This is a genomic window from Collinsella sp. AM33-4BH (assembly GCF_003469205.1).
In the GTDB taxonomy this organism is placed as follows: domain Bacteria; phylum Actinomycetota; class Coriobacteriia; order Coriobacteriales; family Coriobacteriaceae; genus Collinsella.
Window position 1 is genome coordinate 1 of sequence record NZ_QSIN01000002.1, and the last position, 21811, is coordinate 21811.

The 21811-nt window shown below is 60.0% G+C and carries 17 protein-coding genes; all 17 read left to right on the forward strand.

Annotated features, from left to right (window positions below):
• Positions 1-145: 145 nt before the first annotated feature.
• On the forward strand, positions 146-1141 hold the full coding sequence (gene argF / locus DW821_RS01500) for an ornithine carbamoyltransferase (protein ID WP_006234279.1): 996 nt from the start codon (positions 146-148) through the stop codon (positions 1139-1141).
• Between the two features lie 138 nt (positions 1142-1279).
• Positions 1280-2767, forward strand: coding sequence for a YfcC family protein (locus DW821_RS01505; protein ID WP_369831459.1), 1488 nt, complete (start codon positions 1280-1282; stop codon positions 2765-2767).
• A 627-nt stretch (positions 2768-3394) separates the two neighbouring features.
• Entirely contained in the window at positions 3395-4876 is a 1482-nt protein-coding gene (locus DW821_RS01510; RefSeq protein WP_006234276.1) for a DUF1846 domain-containing protein, read from the forward strand.
• 249 nt (positions 4877-5125) lie between these two features.
• Positions 5126-5464: a hypothetical protein gene (locus DW821_RS01515; protein ID WP_118065189.1), complete on the forward strand. Its 339-nt coding sequence runs from the start codon at positions 5126-5128 to the stop codon at positions 5462-5464.
• Positions 5465-5642: 178 nt separating this feature from the next.
• Entirely contained in the window at positions 5643-7304 is a 1662-nt protein-coding gene (locus DW821_RS01520; protein WP_118065191.1) for a CTP synthase, read from the forward strand.
• Between the two features lie 2 nt (positions 7305-7306).
• Entirely contained in the window at positions 7307-8248 is a 942-nt protein-coding gene (gene xerD, locus DW821_RS01525; protein WP_118065193.1) for a site-specific tyrosine recombinase XerD, read from the forward strand.
• Between the two features lie 462 nt (positions 8249-8710).
• Positions 8711-9145, forward strand: a complete 435-nt coding sequence (locus tag DW821_RS01530; RefSeq protein WP_006234269.1) for a division/cell wall cluster transcriptional repressor MraZ — start codon at positions 8711-8713, stop codon at positions 9143-9145.
• A gap of 20 nt (positions 9146-9165) precedes the next feature.
• Entirely contained in the window at positions 9166-10131 is a 966-nt protein-coding gene (gene rsmH / locus DW821_RS01535) for a 16S rRNA (cytosine(1402)-N(4))-methyltransferase RsmH (protein ID WP_117584231.1), read from the forward strand.
• A gap of 90 nt (positions 10132-10221) precedes the next feature.
• Positions 10222-10692, forward strand: a complete 471-nt coding sequence (locus DW821_RS01540) for a hypothetical protein (protein ID WP_117584230.1) — start codon at positions 10222-10224, stop codon at positions 10690-10692.
• 182 nt (positions 10693-10874) lie between these two features.
• On the forward strand, positions 10875-12575 hold the full coding sequence (locus tag DW821_RS01545; RefSeq protein WP_370221154.1) for a peptidoglycan D,D-transpeptidase FtsI family protein: 1701 nt from the start codon (positions 10875-10877) through the stop codon (positions 12573-12575).
• A 127-nt stretch (positions 12576-12702) separates the two neighbouring features.
• Positions 12703-14127, forward strand: coding sequence for a UDP-N-acetylmuramoyl-tripeptide--D-alanyl-D-alanine ligase (murF, locus tag DW821_RS01550; RefSeq protein ID WP_117806416.1), 1425 nt, complete (start codon positions 12703-12705; stop codon positions 14125-14127).
• A 3-nt stretch (positions 14128-14130) separates the two neighbouring features.
• On the forward strand, positions 14131-15150 hold the full coding sequence (mraY, locus tag DW821_RS01555) for a phospho-N-acetylmuramoyl-pentapeptide-transferase (protein WP_117637516.1): 1020 nt from the start codon (positions 14131-14133) through the stop codon (positions 15148-15150).
• 9 nt (positions 15151-15159) lie between these two features.
• Positions 15160-16566, forward strand: a complete 1407-nt coding sequence (gene murD / locus DW821_RS01560) for a UDP-N-acetylmuramoyl-L-alanine--D-glutamate ligase (protein ID WP_118065195.1) — start codon at positions 15160-15162, stop codon at positions 16564-16566.
• Positions 16567-16575: 9 nt separating this feature from the next.
• Positions 16576-18096: a putative lipid II flippase FtsW gene (gene ftsW / locus DW821_RS01565; RefSeq protein WP_158567523.1), complete on the forward strand. Its 1521-nt coding sequence runs from the start codon at positions 16576-16578 to the stop codon at positions 18094-18096.
• Complete coding sequence (gene murG, locus DW821_RS01570; protein WP_118065199.1) at positions 18086-19201, forward strand: undecaprenyldiphospho-muramoylpentapeptide beta-N-acetylglucosaminyltransferase; 1116 nt, start codon at positions 18086-18088, stop codon at positions 19199-19201. The genes ftsW and murG overlap by 11 nt, the downstream gene beginning before the upstream one ends.
• Positions 19202-19298: 97 nt before the next feature.
• Complete coding sequence (murC, locus tag DW821_RS01575; RefSeq protein ID WP_099431529.1) at positions 19299-20717, forward strand: UDP-N-acetylmuramate--L-alanine ligase; 1419 nt, start codon at positions 19299-19301, stop codon at positions 20715-20717.
• Between the two features lie 5 nt (positions 20718-20722).
• Positions 20723-21634 (forward strand): UDP-N-acetylmuramate dehydrogenase, encoded by a 912-nt coding sequence (murB, locus tag DW821_RS01580; protein ID WP_117564655.1) that lies wholly within the window; start codon positions 20723-20725, stop codon positions 21632-21634.
• Positions 21635-21811 lie beyond the last annotated feature (177 nt).

Consider the following 21811-nt stretch of genomic DNA (forward strand, 5'->3'; position numbering starts at 1 on the left):
GCGCTGCATGAGCATGCCCTTCTGGCGCGAGGACCTCTAAGTCTTTCCGTTTCCGGTGCGGTCTCCCTACAACCGCACCGGTTTCGCCCGTCAAACGGGCACCACTAGTATTTGCGTAATTCATTTCTTCGAAAGGATTCGAACCATGGGTGTTAACCTCTCCGGCCGTAGCTTCCTCAAGCTCCTCGACCTCACCACCGAGGAGATCGAGTACCTGCTCAAGCTCTCCAAGAACTTCAAGGACATGAAGCGCGCTGGCGTTCCGCACCGCTATCTCGAGGGCAAGAACATCGTCCTGCTCTTCCAGAAGACTTCCACCCGTACCCGCTGCGCCTTCGAGGTCGGCGGCATGGATTTGGGCATGGGCGTCACCTACCTCGATCCGGGTTCGTCGCAGATGGGCAAGAAGGAGTCCATCGAGGACACCGCCCGCGTTCTCGGCCGCATGTATGACGGCATCGAGTTCCGTGGCTTTGCCCAGGACGACGTCGAGGAGCTTGCCGCTAAGTCCGGCGTGCCCGTCTGGAACGGTCTGACCACCGAGTGGCACCCCACTCAGATGCTCGCCGACATCCTGACCGTCCAGGAGAACTTCAACTACGACATCAAGGGCAAGACCCTCGTCTTCATGGGCGACTGCAAGAACAACGTCGCTCGCTCCCTCATGGTCGTCTGCTCCAAGCTCGGCATGAACTTCGTGGCCTGCGGCCCCGAGGAGTGCATGCCCGCTGACGACGTCATCGAGGCCTGCAAGCCCATCGCTGAGGCCAACGGCTGCACCATCAAGCTGACCACCGACGTCAAGGACGGCGTCACCGGTGCCGACGTTATCTACACCGACGTGTGGGTCTCCATGGGCGAGCCTGACGAGGTCTGGGCCGAGCGCATCGCTCAGCTCACCCCGTATCGTGTCACCTCCGAGGTCATGGCTATGGCCAACCCGGGTGCCATCTTCCTGCACTGCCTGCCCAGCTTCCACGACACCAACACCACCATTGGCGCCGAGAAGTGCGAGCAGTTCGGCATCACCGAGCAGGAGGTCACCGACGAGGTCTTCGAGAGCCCCGCTTCCAAGGTCTTCGACGAGGCCGAGAACCGCATGCACACCATCAAGGCTGTCATGTACGCCACGCTCAAGTAAGAGCATCTAGCATCTCGCTCGGGGTGCATTCCTGCGCACCCCGAGCGCTTTTGTCTGGTAAAAATCTCGCACCGAGCGACATGCACGGCACGGAAGAGCCGCTTCGGGCGAGATCAGTAAATGATTTATGAAGGGGGGATGAGAACTATGACTGAGACCGCTAAGAAAAAGCGCGGTATGCCTTCATCGTTCACCATTCTTCTTGCTCTGCTGGCAATCGTCGCGGTTGTTACCGTTATCGTCTCCGGTACGTCCGGTGGCGCGGTTACCGCTGCCCGCCTGAGCGATTTCTGCACCGCCCCGGTCAAGGGCTTCGCTGACGCTCTGCCCGTCTGCCTCTTCGTTATGATCCTCGGTGGCTTCCTCGGCATGATGACCGAGACCGGCGCCCTGGACAACGGCATTGCCGTTCTGGTGCAGAAGCTTAAGGGCAATGAGATCATGCTCATTCCCGTGCTAATGTTCATCTTCTCCCTCGGTGGTACCACCTATGGTATGTGCGAGGAGACCGTTCCCTTCTACGCCCTGCTCGCCGCCACCATGATGGCTGCTGGCTTCGACCCTATGGTCGGCGCTGCCACCGTCCTGCTCGGCGCTGGCTGCGGCTGCCTCGGCTCCACGGTTAACCCGTTCGCCGTCGGTGCTGCCGTCGACGCTCTGACCGGCGTTGGCATTGAGGTCAACCAGTCCATCATCATCGGCCTCGGTGCCGTCCTGTGGATTGTTACCACTGTTATGTCCATCCTCTTCGTCATGAGCTATGCCAAGAAGGTCAAGGCTGACAAGGGTTCCACCATCCTTTCGATGCAGGAGCTCAAGGACGCCGAAGAGGCTCACGGCAAGGCTGCTTCCGAGGTTCACAAAGAGGTCAAGCTCACCGGTCGTCAGAAGGGTGTTCTGATCGCCTTTGCCTTCACCTTCGTCGTCATGATCGTCGGCTTCATCCCGCTGGCCGACCTCAACGAGGGCGTCGCCAACTTCTTCGATGCTGGCGCTGTCTATGACGCCGACGGTAACGCCATCGTTCAGGGCTGGTCTGCCCTGATCACCGGCCTGCCCATTGGCCAGTGGTACTTCGACGAGGCTTCCACCTGGTTCTTCCTCATGGCTGTCCTGATCGGTATCATCGGTGGCCTCTCCGAGAAGCAGATCGTCAACACCTTCATCACCGGCGCTGCCGACATGATGTCCGTTGTCCTCGTTATCGCCCTCGCCCGTGGTATTTCCGTCCTCATGGCTAGCACCGGCCTCGACGTCTACGTCCTCGACGCTGCCGCCAATGCTCTGGCTGGCCTGTCCGGCGTGATCTTCGCTCCCATGAGCTTCCTGGTCTACTTCGGCCTGTCCTTCCTGATCCCCTCGACCTCCGGTATGGCTACTGTCTCCATGCCCATCATGGGACCGCTGGCTGTTAAGCTCGGCTTCTCGCCCGAGGTCATGGTTATGATCTTCTCCGCCGCCATCGGCGTCGTGAACCTGTTCACCCCGACCTCTGGCGCCATCATGGGCGGTCTTGCCCTGGCCAAGATCGAGTGGACGACCTGGCTCAAGTTTGCCCTTAAGCTTATCGTCGCTCTCTCCGTCGTCTGCGCCATCATCCTGACCGTCGCTTGCGTGATGCTCTAAGTACCCAACGGGTACCCCACGGAAACCTTGACGATCCTGTAGAGGATCATCTGGTCATCGTCTGTCCGGTGGGGTCAACCCACCGGTAGACTCCTACCTTTAGCCTCCTCCCGTTCCGTGCGCGGGAGGGGGCGCTCTTATGTTGCGCGGTTCTACGAACCGCGCAACCAGTTGACGCTGCGCGCCGCCCAGGACGACAATTTGTCATTCAAAAGGTAAAGCATGACCAAAAGGTCTATGCCTTGCCTTTTTCATGCCAACTTGTACGTCCTGGACGGCGCTCGCTGTCCGTCCTCTGCCTGCGGCGCTTTCCATTGTTGGTGCGGGGGCACCTTGCCTACTCTGGCGGGCTTTCGCTGACTTATGCTCAACCTGCGGCGTTGCCATTGTTGGTGCAGGGGGCTGCTTGCTCGTTCTGGCGGGTGCTCGTTGGGTTTGGCTCTGCCTGCGACGTATTCATCGTTGGTGCCGAGTGACTTCTTTCCCGTCCCAAATGAGCTACCCCGGGTCCCCGGTGGTTGCGGTAGGCGTGTTTGGTTGGTGCCTGTTGATGGTTTGGGTATCGGGGAGGGCGGGCTCCGTTATAATCGCCTAGAACATTAAATGGAAACGGGACGGGAGCCATATATGCGCCAGGGTTTCGACAATGCGAAGTATATCGAGCTGCAGGCTGCTCACATTAAGGAGCGCATCTCGCAGTTTGGCGGCAAGCTGTATTTGGAGTTTGGCGGCAAGCTGTTTGACGACTATCACGCGAGCCGCGTGCTGCCGGGTTTTGAGCCGGATAGCAAGTTTCGCATGCTCAAGAGCATAGCCGACGACGTCGAGGTCATCATCGCCATTAACGCGAACCACATCGAGAAGAACAAGGCTCGCGGTGACCTGGGCATTACCTATGACGAGGACGTTTTGCGCCTGGTTGACCTGTTCCGCGGCAACGGCTTTGCCGTCGCGGCTGTGGTTATCACCCAGTACGCCGGCCAGCCTGCTGCCGATGTGTTCCGCAACCGCCTGAACGCGCTCGGTATTCCCGCCAAGCTGCACTATCCCATCGAGGGGTATCCGCACGATGTCGATCTGATCGTGTCCGACGATGGCTACGGCAAGAACGAGTTCGTCGAGACCACGCGTCCGCTCGTTGTCGTGACGGCACCCGGCCCCGGCTCGGGCAAGCTCGCCACTTGCCTCTCGCAGCTGTATCACGAGCATAAGCACGGTACCGCCGCCGGCTATGCCAAGTTTGAGACCTTCCCGGTCTGGAATCTTCCTCTGACGCATCCGGTCAATATTGCCTACGAGGCCGCCACGGCTGACCTCGACGACGCCAATATCATCGATTCGTTCCACCTTGAGGCCTACAACAAGACCACGGTCAACTACAACCGCGACGTCGAGGCCTTCCCGGTAGTCCGTGCCCTGATGGAAAAGATCCTGGGCAAGAGCCCCTACCAGAGCCCTACGGACATGGGCGTCAATATGGTCGGCTTTGCCATCACCGATGACGATGCCTGCCGCGACGCTTCCAAGATGGAGATCGTCCGCCGCTACTTTACCGCGGTCGAAAATGTGCGCCGTACCGGCGTGGGCGATGAGCAAGTCGACCGTCTCAAGATTATTATGAAGAAAGCCGGCATCGATAAGAACTACTCACCGGCGCGCTCGGCGGCCCTCACCAGGGAGCAGCTGACGGGTGGTCCCGTGGGTGCCATGGTCATGCCGGACGGTTCTGTGGTGACCGGTAAGACCTCAACGCGCCTGGGTGCCGCGAGCTCGCTGATCATGAACGCTCTCAAGCATGTCTCGGGCGTGGACCTAGAGCTCGAAGTCATCAGCGACGAGGCGATTGAGCCCATCAGCAAGCTCAAGACGCATTTCCTGGGTAGCAAAAACCCTCGCCTCCATACCGACGAGACGCTTATGGCGCTGTCGATCACCTCGGCCACGAGTGAGACGGCCGCTCGCGTCCTTTCGGGCCTGGAGCAGCTGCGCGGTTGCGATGCCTTCTTTAGCGTGATTATCTCGCCGACGGACGAGACGGTACTGCGCAAACTGGGTATCAACGTGTGCTGCGAGCCCAAGTTTGAGCGCCGCGGTTTCTTCCACCGCTAAACCTGGATAAATTGGTCTGAAAGGGGCGCATCGGATATACATTCGGTGTGCCCCTTTTATCAACAAAGCCACCGTTTAACCTAAAATTAGCCCGTTTACCTGCCTATAAGCGATTTGCGCGGTATACAATAACGCTAACTGTTTCATCCTTTGCGGGGGATGCCGCATGATGGATGTTGCCGGCCATCGTGGGGTGTGCCGGTCGTGCACGGTGCAGGCGATGCCCGTGCTCGGTTTGAGGAGGCTGCTATGGCGGGCAAGGGTCGTGCGAGTGTCAACGATATGAAGCGTGTCGAGGTGCTGGTGTTGATGGAGATCGACCAGCAAACCGAAGACAATGGCGGGCCGTATGGTTTCTCGCGCAAAACGCTTGCCGAGCGCGTGGGGGTTTCGCCGTATCGTGCCCGCGCCGCAATCGATCGCTTGGATTCCGAAGGCATGATTGTTGTTGTCTCGCGTTATAGTGACGACGGCGGTCAGCTTGCAAATGGCATTTGCCTCACCGAACATGGCAAGTGGTATCTTGAGGGTGTCCGTACCGGCATGCTCGTTCAAGAAATGCTCGAGGGCGAGGTTGCTGATCGATAGCAGCATGTAACCCTTGCCATAGCGACGCCGCTTGGGAAACTGGGCGGCGTTTTGTTTCAAGATTGAGAAATGCAATCGCATGCGAGAAAAATTGCGAACGGTCCGCGGCGCGAGTATTACAATGAAGACCCGTAAGATGTGGATAAACAACTTCTACGGGAAGTGCAGGTAACTCAATATGACCAAGCATGTGTTCGTAACCGGTGGCGTGGTTTCGTCCCTGGGCAAGGGTATCACCGCGGCCTCGCTGGGCCGTCTGCTCAAGTCGCGTGGCTACAAAGTAACGATGCAGAAGGCCGACCCGTATCTGAACGTCGACCCCGGTACCATGAGCCCGTTCCAGCATGGTGAGGTCTTTGTAACCGAGGACGGTTACGAGTCCGACCTGGACCTGGGTCATTACGAGCGCTTTATTGATGAGAACCTGACCCGCGATTCCAACTTTACGACCGGTGCCATCTACAAAAGCCTAATCGCCCGCGAGCGTCGCGGCGACTTTTTGGGCGGTACCGTGCAGGTGATTCCTCACGTCACCAATGCCATTAAGGACAAGTTCCGTCGCATCGAGGAGCAGACCGGCTCCGATGTAGTCATCACCGAGCTGGGCGGCACGATCGGCGACATCGAGTCGCAGCCGTTTGTTGAGGCCATCCGCCAGTACCGCAAGGAGGCCGGCCCCGAGAACGTCTGCTACATCCATGTGTCGCTCGTTCCCTATATCGCCGCCGCCCACGAGGTCAAGACCAAGCCCACGCAGCATTCTGTCAAGGAGCTCCGCAGCTTTGGCATCCAACCCGACATTATCGTGCTGCGCTCCGATCACCATATCGATGACGCTATCCGCGGAAAGATCGCAAGCTTCTGCGATGTCGACACCGATTGCGTCTTTACCAACGAGGACTGCGCGAGCATTTACGATGTTCCGCAGCTGCTTGCCGAGCAGGACTTTGACCTGCGCATTTGCGAGCGCCTGGGTCTGGACCCGCGTGAGCGCGACATGACCGAGTGGAACGAGTTCCTGCGCAAACAGAATCACGCCAACCATCACGCCGACAAGGTGAAGATCGCCGTCGTGGGTAAGTACACGCAGCTGCCCGATGCGTACCTGTCGGTTATCGAGGCCCTGCACCATGCGGGCGTCTTCTACGATCGCCATGTGGACGTCCAGCTCGTCGACGGCGAGAGCCTCGACGAGCAGGATGTCTCCGTGGTTCTGGGCGACGCCTCGGGCATCCTGGTTCCCGGCGGCTTTGGCAAGCGCGCCCTGGAGGGCAAAATCCTCGCGGCCGAGTTTGCCCGTGAGCACAAGATTCCGTATCTGGGCATTTGCCTGGGTATGCAGGTGGCCGTGTGCGAGTTCGCCCGCAATGTCGTTGGCCTTGCCGGTGCCAGCTCCTCCGAGTTTGATCCGGACGGTCCGTATAGCGTCATCGATCTGATGAGCTCGCAGGAGGACGTGACCGAGAAGGGCGGCACCATGCGCCTGGGCGCCTATCCGTGCAAGCTCGCCGCCGATACCCTTGCTCGCGAGGCATATGGCGAGGAACTCGTCTACGAGCGTCACCGTCACCGCTTTGAGTTCAACAACGCTTTCCGTGACCAGCTCGAGGACGCCGGCTTGGTTATCTCGGGTCTGTCGCCCGACGAGCGCCTGGTCGAGATGGTCGAGCTGCCGCGCGACGTGCATCCGTGGTATGTGGCAACCCAGGCTCACCCCGAGTTCAAGAGCCGCCCGACCAACCCGCAGCCGCTGTTCCGAGAGTTCGTGCGTGCCTCGATCGGTCAGCACGAGGGTGTCGATCGCCTGCAGGTGACGCCCATGAACCTCGCTACGGACTAAGGGTGCCGGCGAACAAAGAACATACCGAAGCTACTCCCTCGTCGCTCGCCGTGGCGGCGGGGGAGTATCTCGATTACCTCGCGGTCGAGCGGGGTTTGGCGCGCAACACGATTGCGGCCTATCGTCGTGACCTGACGACGTACTGCGCCTATCTGGAGCGGGCGGGTATTGTGTCTTTTGAAGAGGTGACCCGTCAGGTCGTGGAGGGCTTTGTCGCCGACCGTCGCGATGGGGGCTATTCCGATGCCTCGGTGGAGCGTGCGCTTGCGGCAGTGAAGGGCCTGCATGCCTTTTTGGTGCGCGATGGGGCTGTGGCCCAAAATCCAACGGCGGCGTTGCGCCTGCCTAAAAAGGCTGAGCGTTTGCCGGAGTATCTATCGGTGGAGGATGTCTCGGCGCTGCTCGATCAAGACTTCCCCGAGGGCGAGATGGGCTTGCGCGACCATGCCATCTTGGAAGTGCTCTACGGATGCGGTTTGCGTGTGAGCGAGTTGGTGGGGCTCGATGTGGGCGATATCCATATCGACGATGGCTTTGTGCTCGTTCGCGGTAAGGGCTCAAAGGAACGCCTGTCCCCGCTGGTGGGAAGCGCGGCGCGAGCTCTGACGCTCTATGTAACTGAGGGGCGTTCTCGCTTGGCGGCCCATTCCCGCGGAACCGAGACCTCGGCGGTCTTTTTAAATAAGAACGGCCGCCGTCTGTCGCGCCAGGGCATCCATGCCATCTGTGAGCGCTACGGGCACCAGGTGGGACTGGTGGGACTCCATCCCCATACGCTGCGTCACTCCTTTGCCACCCATATGCTTGCGGGCGGCGCAGACCTCCGTGTGCTGCAGGAGATCTTGGGACATGCCGATATATCGACCACGCAGGTCTACACGCATGTCGATCGTACGCAACTGACCGAGGTCTATCTGGCGGCGCACCCGCTGGCGCATCGTTAACACATCGCTGACCTGCATATTTATAAATACTAAAGGGGACGGGCCCCAGATTGCCGAGACGCACTTTTGCGCGCATGGGCAATCTGGGGCCCGTCCCATTTTTCGTTAGACACCGATGCGGCGGTGGGCCGTGTGTACCGTGGGTGGGGGAGTTTGGGGGCGATGTGAACGGCGTGTAAAGGGACGTAAAAATCGCCTCAAGGTCAACTTGAAGGTTGAGGTTCGCGGGTGTGGTTCTACAGGTGGCATCCCGCCTTTGCTGCAAACACAACATATTGTGTTTTCGAACATATGCTCGGGGGTGTTTTACAACATATTGGGGGTGGAATGGTGGGGAGGGGTGGGGGAAGGGGTGGGGAAAGGTGTTGAAAAATGGGGCGGTTCCCCATATTATTGATGACGTCGACAGGCGGGGTGGTTCCCCGCGTACGTGCCATCTGAGTAACCGAGGGGAGGGCGCACATGGGAATGACTGGTGCATACGAGCGCAATCTCGATGCAAAAGGTCGTCTGTCCCTGCCTGCACCCCTTCGCGAGGAGCTTGGAGAGCACGTTCGCGTGTTCAAAGCCCTGGATGTCGATGCTCTGTACGTGTTCTCTGCCGAGGCCTTCGATAAGTGGGTCGAAGGACTCTTCGCGGGTCGTGAGGGCCACGAGGGTTTTAACCCGCGTGACATTAACGACCAGAAGCTCATGAGGGCGATCAACAAGCGCACCACGTCGATGGATGTGGACAGCGCCGGTCGTATCGGTCTTTCCGAGTCTCTCCGCAAGCAGGCGAACCTCGACCGCGAGGTCACGGTTGTGGGCAACTACGACCACCTTGAGGTTTGGGATCGCGCCGCGGCCGATGAGGACGATGACGATGAGGCCCTGCTGGACCTCTTCTTCTCGTAAGGGCAAGGCACGGGTAACGGATGGAGCGTGGGATCTTGACACAAGAATATCGGCATGAACCTGTCATGCTCGGCGAAGTGCTTGAGTCGCTGCAGCTAAAGAGCGGCTCCGTTGTCTGCGATTGCACCCTTGGCGGTGCCGGCCATTCGGTAAAGATGGCCGCACAGGTGGGGGAGACGGGCCTTTTGCTCGGCGTCGATCAGGACGACATGGCCCTCGAGGCCGCTGGCGCCCGTCTGGACCGCGAGGTTCCCGGCGTTCCGCACCAGCTGCTGAAGGGCAACTTCGGCGACTTGGACGAGCTGCTTTGCTCGGCCGAGGTGCCCGGGGTCGATGGCTTCCTGTTCGATTTGGGCGTTTCGTCACCGCAACTCGATATCCCTGGCAGGGGCTTTTCGTATAACGAGGACGCCCCATTGGACATGCGGATGGATCCGGGCAATAACACCTTAAACGCAGCTGAGGTCATCAACACCTATAACGAACACGACCTCGCCCGGATTCTACGCGTCTACGGCGAAGAGAAGTTCGCCTCGCAGATCGCGCGCGAGATCGTGCGCCGCCGCGAGCAAGAACCGATCGAAACCACCGGCCAATTTGTCGAGATCATCAAGGCGGGTATCCCGGCTGCCGCTCGTCGGCATGGTGGACACCCGGCCAAGAAAAGTTTCCAGGCCATTCGCATCGAGGTCAATCACGAGCTCGATGTGCTCGAACGAGGGCTTGATGCCGCCACCAGGTGGCTCAACCCGGGCGGACGTATCTGCGTCATTTCGTATCACTCGCTCGAGGACCGTATCGTAAAGAACCACTTTAAGGAGATGAGCCAGGGGTGCACGTGTCCGCCGGAGATTCCGGTGTGCGTGTGCGGCAACGTGCCGATACTCAAGGTCATCACCCGCAAACCCCTGGTTGCCCAGCCTGATGAGGTTGAGCGCAACCCTCGGGCGAGATCAGCCAAAATCCGCGTGGCGCAGCGTCTGTAGGCGCGACCGCGCGATATTGGACCTCCCGCTCGCACCATAAACGAAGCTTAAACACACTACCAACGTACTCGGGATGGGAGGCGGCATATCATGGGCTACAACACTTCAAACGCAGCACTCGCCTATGATATGAACGCCATGCCCGCCTATCGTGAGACGCCGCAGGCCCCCGTTGCTCCCCGTGAGCAGCGCACGCCGCGCTTTGATGTCTACACGGGCGCGGGCCGTCAGGCAAACCAGGCGGTAAGCCCGGTTTTCATGAGCGTTCTTAAAACGTTTTGCATCATTGCGGCTATCTTCATGACGATCGGCGTCGCCCGCGTGGCGCTCGCCGGCGTTACGGCCCAGGTGCTCAACAGCAACGCCGAGCTTACCAACACGCTCGAAAAGGCGACCGATGAGAGCTCCGACCTGGAGGTCATGCATTCGGTCTATGGCGCCGACACGCGCATTCGCGACCTTGCGGGCGCTTATGGCATGGTGGAGCCCAGCGAGAGCGTTACACTTGACTTTTCGCAGGATGCAGCCGCGGGCGCCAACGCGACCGCGACCGCTCAGTAGCAAGACGGTAGCTGAGTATGACAAATGACTATCGCCGCGGTTCCGATGGGGGCCGCGGTTCTGGACGTCCCTCGTCGCGGGGACGTTCTGGTTATCAAGGAACGGGTCGGCAATCTTACAACGCCGGGCGGTCCCGTGGCAACGACCCGGCGTCGCGACTTCGCGGCTCGGGTGGCCCTCAAGTGCATAACACCAGGTCGCGCAAGAGTTCGTCGACCGAATGGCTCACGGGCACGCCGCTGCCTCGCCGCAAAGCCGTCATGGGATTCATCGGGCTTGGCTTGGGCTTGGGCGTCTTTCGCCTTGCCGACTATCAAATTGTCGAAGCCGATAAACTGCGCGAGCGTGCCGATGCGCGTCGCCTGCTTGCGCAGACCCTCTATGCCAAACGTGGCACCATCTACGACCGCAACGGTAACGTGCTGGCGTCGTCGGTCGAATGTCGCAACATCGCCGTGAACCCGCAGCTTGTCGAGGACGTTGACAAGACGGTGTCGGCGCTGGTCAAGGCAACTGGAATCGATAAAAAGACCTGCCGCAAGCTCGTCGAGTCCGATGGAACCTGGGTGTATATCAAGCGCCAGGTGGACGAAGACGATGCTGTGGCGCTGGAGAAGAAGAACCTGCCCGGCGTGCTTTTTGAGCAGGCCATGAAGCGCGTATATCCATACGGCAATCTGGCATCGCAGGTGCTGGGTGTAGTGAATGTAGACAACGACGGCTTGACTGGTCTCGAAAAGCAATACAACAAGCTTCTGACCGGCACGAACGGTTCTCTCGTACGCGAGCGCGCGAGGGACGGCAGCTATATCGCGGGCGGTGCCTATAAAAAGGTGGCTGCGGTCGACGGCGTTGATATCGTGACGACGCTCGACGTCAATATCCAGCGTGCGGCCGAGGATGCCCTGGCAGAGGCAGTTGAGAAGACTAAGGCCAAGAACGGCTCGGCGCTGGTCACCGATCCTACGACAGGAGAGATCTTGGCAGCCTGCTCGTATCCGACCTACGACCAGACCGATTTGGAAAACGCCAAGACCGAGGATATGAACCTGCGCCTGGTTACCGACGCCTACGAGCCCGGCTCGGTCTTTAAGACGCTCGTGGCGGGCGCCGGCTTCGACTTGGGCGTCGTGCGATCGAGTACGTCGTTTGAGGTGCCGGCGAGCATCAAGGTGGGCGACGATACCGTCACCGATGTCGACAAGCGCGACTATGCCATGACCATGGATGTGCGCGAGATGATGCGCCGTTCGTCCAACGTGGGCTTTGTCCTGGTGGGGCGCAAGATCGGTGCCGACGACTTTGCCGCCTATGTGGACAAGTGGGGCATCGGTCACAGCTCTGGTGTAGATTTTCCGGGCGAGAGCCTGGGCATCGTCAAGGAGCGTGACCAGTATGACGGCGCCACGCTGGGCTCAATGAGCTTTGGACAGGCGCTGTCTGTCTCGCCGATTGAGATCGCACGTGCCGTGGGCGGCATCGCTAACGGCGGCGTGATGATGACCCCGCACTTCTATAAGTCCAGCAAAGGCGACGAGAAGGACTGGGGCGAAGGCGAGCGTGCGATTTCTGAGGATGCAGCATCCCAGGTGACATCGTGCATGCAGACGGTCGTGTCTGAAGGCACGGGCGTTGGCGGCGCAGTTGACGGCTATGACGTGGCGGGCAAGACCGGCACGGCCGAACGTGCCGACGAGAACGGCGGCTACCTCAAGGAGAACTACATGTCGTCCTTTATGGGCTTTGCGCCGGCACAATCACCCAAGGTGCTGTGCTATATCACGCTCGACGGAACGCCGAGCGGCTCAGATGCCGCTGCGGTGCCGTTCCAGTCCATTATGGCCAACGCGCTCGACGTGCTGGGCATCCCGCGCACGAAGTAGGGGGTTACAATCTTTGGGGCATGGTTTGTTGTCCCATATGAGGGGTGTTCACATGCCCTGCACCACGCATGCGCGGCGCTGGGATACAATACGCCGATAGCATTATTAGGTTTACAGGGGAGCTGCAATGATAGAGATCGCCGTCAACAACCTCGCGGCCGCAACAGGGGCCCGAACCGTGACGGGAGAAGTCGATCGGGTATGCCGCGGGTGCGTTATCGACTCGCGCCAGGTCGAGGAAGGGACGATTTTCGTCGCCTTTCCCGGTGAAAACGTCGACGGCAATGATTTTGCTTCCCGTGCCGTCCAGTCGGGTGCCGGCGCCGTCGTGATGACGCGTGAGCCCGATGCCGAGTTGGTCTCGCTGGCGCAGGACAAGGGATGCGCCATCCTGCTGACCGATGATCCCGAGGAGTTTCTGCTGCGTTTGGCGCACGCGTATCGCCTGGAGCTTGGCTGCCTGGTCGTTGGCATTACCGGTTCCATCGGCAAGACGACGACCAAGGACGTGCTCGCCGCTGTACTCGCCAAGCGCTATCGTGTCTGGGCCACCAAGGGCAATTTCAATAACCTGATCGGCATGCCGCTCACGGTGCTTTCCGCCCCGGCCGGTACCGAGGTCCTGGTGCTCGAGATGGGCATGAACCATTTCCACGAGATCGAGCGCCTGTCCCAGTCCGCCAATCCCAACCTTGCCATCGTGAGCAAGATCGGCACCTCTCACATCGGCATTTTGGGCAGCCGCGAGAACATCGCCCGCGCTAAGGCCGAGATTGTCCAGGGTATGTGCGCCGCCGGCGACTTCTTGCCGCTGCTGGTTTTGGGCGGTGAGGACGACTTTACGCCGTTCATTCGCGATACGTTCGCCCAGCCTGCTGGTATCGATGTGATGCTGGCCGGCGTCTCGGACGATGATGAGGTCCGCGCCCGCGAAGTTCGTGTTGATGACGAGGGCCGTCCGGTCTTTACGCTCGATTTTGGTCAGGGCGAGACAATCGATACCATGCTTGCTATCCCCGGCGTGCAGTCCGTTCCAAATGCCGTTAAGGCCGCCGCGGTTGCCTATCGCCTGGGCGTGACGCCCGAGCAGATCGATGCTGCCTTTAGGGGCCTCACAATCACCGGTCACCGCCAGGAGATCAAGCGCGCCAAGAGCGGTGCACGCATCATCGATGACTCCTATAACGCCAGCGCCGAATCGATGGCAGCCGGTCTCGATCTGCTGTGCTCGCTTTCGTGCACGGGGTCTCGCATGGCGATCCTGGGCGAGATGGGCGAGATGGGCGATGAGGCTCCTCGCATGCATGAGCTCGTGGGCGCCTATGCCGCCGCCAAGAAGCTCGACATGCTGGCGTGCGTGGGTGGTGAGCTGGCCCAGCTTATGGCCGATGCCGCGCGCATGATGGGCATGGACGAGGACCGCATCCAGGTGTTCTCCGATTATCAGCAGGTGCTCGACCGCATGGGCGGCGCGCTTGAAAAACATGATGTTGTACTGGTCAAGGGTTCCCGCTTTGTTGAGCTCGACCGCTTTGTGGAAGGTGTGTGCTAGCCCATGTTCGGCAATCCCTCGTATCCAACGTATCAGGCTTTTTTGGGGCTTGGCATCGCCGCCGCCATTGCGCTGCTGCTCATGCCGTGGTGGATCAAGCTGCTCAAGGTCGAGGGTATCGGCCAGCAGGTTCGTGCCGACGGCCCCAAGCGTCATTTGGTTAAGCAGGGAACGCCCACCATGGGTGGCGTTGTCATCCTCATCGCGATCTCGCTGACCTGCCTGCTGATGGGCAAGCTCACCACCGAGCTCGTGCTCGTGCTGCTCGCCACGCTGGCGACCGGCGTGCTGGGTCTGATCGACGACCTGACCTCCGTTACGCATGGGCGCTCGCTCGGTCTGACGCCTCATGCCAAGATGATCGGCCTAACCATTATCTGTGTCACCTTTACGGTACTTGCCGTCAACTGGTGCGGCGTCGCCCCCGAGATTCGTTTTCCCGGTGGGTTGACGATCGACCTTGGCGTGCTTTCGACCACCATCTGCGGCTATTCGTTCCCGTGGCTCTATATTGTCTTTTGCTGGCTGATGATTGCCGGTCTTTCTAATGCCGTGAACCTGACCGATGGCCTTGACGGTCTTGCTGGCGGCACCTCCATGATCGCCATGCTCGCCATGGCTGCCATGGCGTTTTTGCACGGAGACGTGAACCTGTCCATCTTCTGTACCGCGTGTGCCGGTGCCTGCTTGGGCTTTCTGTGGTTCAACTGCTATCCGGCGAGCATCTTTATGGGCGATACCGGCTCGCTTGCTCTGGGCGCCGCGTTTGCCTGCACGTCCATCATGACCAACACCGAGGTCGTCTCCCTCATCATCGGCGGCCTGTTTATCGTTGAGACCCTGTCGGTCATGATTCAGGTTGTCTACTTCCATTTTACGCACAAGCGCGTCTTCCTTATGGCGCCCATCCATCATCATTTCGAAAAGAAGGGCTGGGCCGAGACCAAGGTCGTCATCCGTTTTTGGATTATCGCTGCGGCCTTTGGTGCCGTTGGCCTTGCTCTGTTCTTCCAGTTGGGATAGTGGTCTTTCATGCCTCTTGCTGATGTCTTTAGCCTGCTCGTTTTGGGTCAGGGCAAATCCGGTCTCGATGTCGCCCGCTGGGCGCTGGCACATCCCGAGCGCGTAAGCGCCGTTACCGTGTATGGCGGCGGCACCTCTGAGCCCAATGACGCCACGCGTGCGCTCGAGGCTGCTGGTGCGTCGTTTGTCTATGGGACCGAACAGGTCGAGGGCGTCTATGACGTATGCGTGACGTGCCCGGGCATCTCGGAGTTCTCGGGCTTCTTTAAGGCCGGGCGCGAACATGCCGCTCAGATTATGGGTGAGCCAGAGTTTGCCTATCGCCTGTCGCCCGATAACTGGATTGCCATCACGGGCACCAACGGTAAGACGACCACCACGTCGCTGACTGATTATCTGCTCAAGGCTGCCGGCGAGGCCAGCGTAGCTGTCGGCAACATCGGCGAGCCGCCGGTCAACGAGATTGACGGCCGAGCCCACAACGAGTGGTTTGTGGCTGAGCTCTCGAGCTATCAGATTGCTACGACCACCGAGCTCCACCCTCGCGTGGCAGTGCTGCTCAACATCACTCCCGACCACTTGGGCTGGCATAAGAGCCATAAGAACTATGCGCTTGCCAAGATCAAGCTGTTTGACAATATGGGCGATGACGATCTGGTGGTTGTCGACGTCGAAGACGCTGGCATTCACGAGTTCGATGAGTACATCTATACGCCGGGTCGCCGCATCTGCAAGGTCGCTTTTGACGAGCCCGAGGGTGCAGACGCCGCCTTTGTGCGCGACGGCAAAATGGTCGTGCGCCTGAAGGGCGTCGAGACCCAGCTTGTCGCCACGTCCGAGCTCAAGATCTCGGGCCATCACAATGTCATCAATGCCTTATGTGCCGCCACGGCTGCTCTGGCCGTCGGTGCCGATGTCGATGGTGTCCGCCGCGGTCTGGCCTCGTTCCAGCCGCTCGAGCATCGCGTGGAGCCGTGCGGCGAGATTGACGGTGTGCGCTACGTCAACGATTCCAAGGCGACCAACACCGACGCGGTCGAGAAGGCGCTGACGGCATTTCCCGATGACGACGTGATCTTGCTGCTCGGCGGCCACGATAAGGGCACGCCGCTCACGGACTTCGCGCGCGTTGTTATGGATAACGTGCGCTCGGTCGTCTGCTTTGGCGATGCGCGCGAGCGCTTCACCGCCGCTATGGACGAGGCCGATGTCGATGGCGATGTGGATATCGCCCAGGCGGATGACCTACGCGATGCCGTGGACGTTGCCCGTTCGCTGTCGAGCCGTGGCGACGTGATCTTACTTTCTCCTGCCTGCTCTTCGTTCGATGAGTTCTCGGGCTATGAGGAGCGCGGCCGCGTGTTTAAGGACTACGTGGCTCAGCTTGCCGCTGCAGCGAAATCGCAAATGGAATAGGGGTTGCCGGTGAGAGAGGAGAGCCCCCGACAAGGTATGAGGAGGCCCGACTCGGACCGTGCTTCCTCGCGGCGCAGCACACCGCGTTCCGGTCGTGGCAGGCAGTCGTTTAGCGAACGCTATATTGCCGGCGTTCCCGCCCGCATCATGCGCCCCCGTCTGATATTTATGGCCTGCCTGTTTACTTTGGTGTGCTTTGGTCTGCTGATGGTGTACTCGGCGTCTTCGGTCGAGGCGCTGCACGAGAATGGCTCGGCGACGTTTTTCCTGGGTCGACAGGCCGCGTTTGCCGTGGTTGGTGTTCTGGCGCTGATTGCCATCGTGCGCGTTTTGCCGGACAGCTGGTTTGGGGAGGATGTGCTTAGGATCTTCCTTATCGGCATGATAGGGCTACTGTTTCTGGTGTTCTTGGTGGGCAGCGGCAGCCGTGGCGCCACGCGCTGGCTCAACATCGCCGGTATTCAGTTCCAGCCTTCCGAGTTTTTAAAGCCATTTGCCATTGCGTATTCGGCCATCATGCTTGATCGCTTCTTTTCGCCCGGTGGCAACATCAACGAATTCCTTCGCAAGATGGGCATCTACCTGGGTATTTCGCTCTTTCTGATCTTTATCCAGCCCGATTTCGGTACTGTCCTGATCATCCTGTTGACCCTCATGTGCATGGCGTTGTTTGCGGGTCTCGACCCCAGATTTATCATCGGCGTGCTAATCTTCGGCATTCTCGTGATCGTGATTGCACTTGTCGCAGAGCCGTACCGTATGGTGCGTATTCAGGTTGCCTTGAACCCTTGGGCTGACGAGTATGGTGACGGCTATCAGGCCACGCTTGCCATCATGGCCTTTGCCTCGGGCGGTCTGTTCGGCCGTGGCATCGGCAACTCAACCATGAAGTACTCGTATCTGCCCGAGGCGCACAATGACTACATCCTGGCCATCATTGGCGAGGAAGTCGGCTTTGTCGGAACCGTGCTGTTCTTCTTGGTGTTTGCGATGCTGATCTACTCGGCGTTTCGCATTGCCGAGCAGGCGACCGATCGTCGGGGCGCGCTTATGGCGTCTGGCTCCGCGGTCATTCTCGCGGTGCAGTTTTTGATTAACGCGCTGGGCATCCTCAACGTGTTTCCCATGACGGGCAAACCGTTGCCGTTTATTAGCTACGGCGGTTCATCGATTATTGTGTCGCTTATGCTTGCCGGTCTGATCCTGCGCGTTTCGTACGAGAGCGCCCGTCGCGATGAGTACGACCGTCGCCGCGAGAGCTTTGCCGTTATGGATGAGAGTACCGCCGGCGTAGCCCATGTGCGCGGTGAACGACCTTCGCGTAGCGGCTTTACCGTTCTGGATGGTTCTACATCCGAGCCGGCAGCTCGTCCACGTCCGCGGACGGCTCCGCAAGGTCGTCCTCAGCGCCCCAGCCCTCGCAGCGCGGGCGGCGGATATAATCGAATCGATTTGAACTCGGACCCGTCGGCTCGTCTACGCACCGACGACCAGGGACCGCGTGTACGAAGGGACTACCATGACCGATAAGATGACCGTTGCTATTGCAGCCGGCGGCACGGCGGGACACATCAACCCCGCGCTCGCCTTGGCCGAAGAGCTGCGTGATCGTGGCCACCACGTTGTGTTCGTGGGCCAGTCACGCAAGCTCGAGGGTCGTCTGGTCCCCGAGGCTGGGTTTGATTTTGTGCCCATTACGGTCACGGGCTTCGACCGCTCCCGTCCTTGGACGGCGCTGACCTCCCTGTGGCGTGTCAACAAGGCCAAGCGTGCGCTCACCAGTCATTTCTCAAAGGTCGGCAAGCCCGATGCCGCCATCGGTTTTGGTGCCTATGTCGAGGTTCCGCTGCTGGGGTGGTGCAAGGGCGCAGGCGTTCCGTATCTGCTACATGAGCAGAACTCTGTTCCGGGCCTGGCCAACAAGATGATGAACTCCCACGCCGCTCGCGTGTGCATCTCGGTGCCGGCAGCGCGCTCGGTCTTTGAGCGCGAAGGTGACCCTGACCACGTGCTCATGACCGGCAACCCCGTACGTCGCTCGGTGATCGAGGGCGATCGCGCTCGTGGCCGCAAGGCACTTGGCGTTCCCGAGGACGCTACGCTGCTGCTCGTCTTTGGCGGTTCACTTGGCGCCCAGCACCTCAACGAGCGCGTGACTTCGCTCAAAAACGAGCTGCTTTCGCGCAAGAACCTCTATGTGTTGCATTCGACGGGTGCCGACGGCTTTGAGGAGACCGAGCGCGCTTTGGCGCTGACGCCCGAGGAGGCGAAGCGTTACCGCGTCCAGCCTTACATCGACAACATGGGCGATATGCTGGCTGCTGCCGATTTGGTGCTCTCGCGTTCGGGTGCATCGAGCGTGGCCGAGATCGCTGCGCTCGCCGTGCCCTCGATACTCGTGCCGTATCCGCATGCGACGGCCGACCACCAAACCACCAATGCCCGTTATCTGGTCGACGCCGGGGCCGGCGTGCTCTGTGCCGATGCCGATATCGACGGTTCTGCCTTTGCCGATGAGCTGCTGCACCTGGTCGATGACGCGGCAGAGCGCGACGTCATGCGTCAGGCGGCGCGTGGTCTGGCTCAGGATAGGGCCGCCGCTCTTCTGGCCGATGCGGTAGAGGGTTTGCGTTAGTTAGACGGGATATCGTCGGTCGCCCTCGCGCTGATGCGGTAGGTGCGGTACAGTTAACGGGTTACAGGCAGTGTTTACGCAAGGAGTACACGAGCACATGGCTGATTCCCAGACTGCAACCTCCGCGCCCGAGTTTAAGAGCGCCCACTTTATCGGTATCGGCGGCGCCGGCATGAGCGGCATCGCCCTCGTTCTGCACGAGCGCGGTTATGCCGTTACCGGCTCCGACCTTAAGACGTCACGTTATATCCGCCAGCTTACACGCGCTGGTGTGAAGGTGCATGTGGGCCATGAGGCAGCCACGATCGACGAGGTCAAGCCCGACGTGGTTGTTGTCTCCACCGCTATTCCGGAGTCCAACCCTGAACTCGTGCGCGCTCGCGAGCTTGGTATTCCCGTGTGGCCCCGTGCCAAGATGCTCTCTGCTTTGGGCCACGGCTACACTACCGTCGCTGTTGCCGGCACGCATGGCAAGACCACCACGTCTTCGATGTGCGCCACCATGCTCGACCGCATGGGTCTGGATCCGAGCTTCTTGATCGGCGGCATCGTCGAGGGCTATGACACGAACGGCAAGAACGGCTCGGGAGACTACTTTGTCGCCGAGGCCGACGAGTCCGACAGCTCCTTCCTGTTCCTGAACCCCAACGTGGTCATTGTGACCAACGTCGAGGCCGACCACCTCGATCACTACTCGGGTATCGAGGAGATCGAGGCAACTTTCGCCAAATTCATGAGCCTGGTGGGCGAGGACGGCACCGTCATCGTCTGCGGCGAGGACCCGCATCTGGTCGAGCTCGCCAAGTCGACGGGCCGTCACGTGCTTTCCTACGGCTTTGCCGAGAGCAACGACATCGTCTGCGTGCACCCGGATGTCAAGGGCATCCAGAGTGACTTTATCGTTCGCTTTGAGGACGGCACTGAGCACGCTGTGGAGATCAAGAGCAATCCCGGTCGCCACAACATGCTCAACGCCACGGCCGTGCTCACCGTCGCCCATGTCCTGGGCCTTGACATCGACGCCGCCGCCAAGGCGCTCTCGAGCTTTGAGGGCGTCCGCCGTCGCTTTACCCACGTGGGCGATATCGATGGCATCACCGTGGTCGATGATTACGGCCATCACCCCACCGAGATCAAGGCGACGCTTGCCGCCGCTTCGTCGCTGGGCTACAAGCACGTCGACGTCGTGTTCCAGCCGCACCGCTATTCGCGTCTGCAGGCCCTGTGCGACGACTTTGCCGATGCATTTGCCAATGCCGATAAACTGCTGCTGATTGATGTGTTCTCGGCTGGCGAGATGCCCATTCCGGGTGTCACCTCTAAGATGCTCGCCGATACCGTGCGCGCCAAGCATCCTGGCAAGGAGGTCGTGTACTGCTCCAGCCGTCTTGAGCTCAATCAGGAGCTCGAGCAGATGGTGGGCGAGGGCGACCTGCTGCTCACCATGGGTGCCGGCGACGTTACGACCGTCGGTCCCGAGTTCATTGAGTATCTGACTGCCAAGAAAGACGCTTAAGTCTAATGGGTCTGTTTAACGCCGTCATGGCGCTCTCGGGCATGATCGACACGGATGTGATCGAGGACGAGCGCCTTGCGCGTCATACGAGCTATCGTATCGGCGGCAAGGCCGACCTCTTTGTGACGTGCCATAGCTATCATGCCCTCCGCCGCGCCGTGGCGGTGCTCGATCGCGAGCAGGTGCCGTGGGTCATCATCGGCAAGGGCTCCAATCTGCTGGTTGCCGATGGCGGTTATCGCGGTGCCGTCATTTCGCTCGGACGTGAGTTTCAGCGCACGGTTGTTGCCGATGACGGTTGTACGCTGACGGTCGGTGCGGGCGTGATGTTTGCGCGCCTGGTCAACGATGCCCTGTCGCGTAGCCTCTCGGGCCTTGAGTTTGCCGTTGGCATTCCTGGTTCGGTCGGCGGTGCGATATCTATGAATGCCGGCACACGGACCGAGTGGATTGGCTCGCTGGTTGAGGATGTCGTAACGTTTGACCCGGCATCCGGTATCAAGCATTATGCGGGGTCCGAGATCACTTGGGGCTACCGCGAATGTAGCCTTCCCCGCAATGAGATCATCCTCGAGTGCGTGTTCAAGCTTAAACCGGCGCCCAAGGCCGACATTCGCGAGCGCATGGAGCGGTACCTGACGAGGCGCAAGCGTACGCAGCCCATGGGTCGCGCATCCTGCGGGTCTGTCTTTCGCAACCCGCCCGATGCGAGTGTGGGCAAGCTTATCGAGGATTGTGGATTAAAGGGTTTTTCGATTGGCGGCGCGGAAGTTTCGCCCGTTCACGCTAATTTTATCGTTAATAACGGAACTGCCTCGGCCGATGACGTTGCCGCGGTTATTAGACATGTGCACGGAAAGGTGAGGGAGGCGTATGGCATCGAGCTCAGACCGGAAGTTAAATTCCTCGGCTTCTAGAGCATCGAAACCCACCTTCCGCCGCGCCGGAGGGCGTTCCGGCGCGCCTGCCAAACCTCAACGCAATACCGTCGCGCACTCTAAGTCTGTCGGGCATGCTCGACAGACCAGTCGTCCGGTCGTCGGCTCGCAGCTCGGTAATCGTCCGGCCGCAAAAAAGTCCTCGCGTCCCTCGAC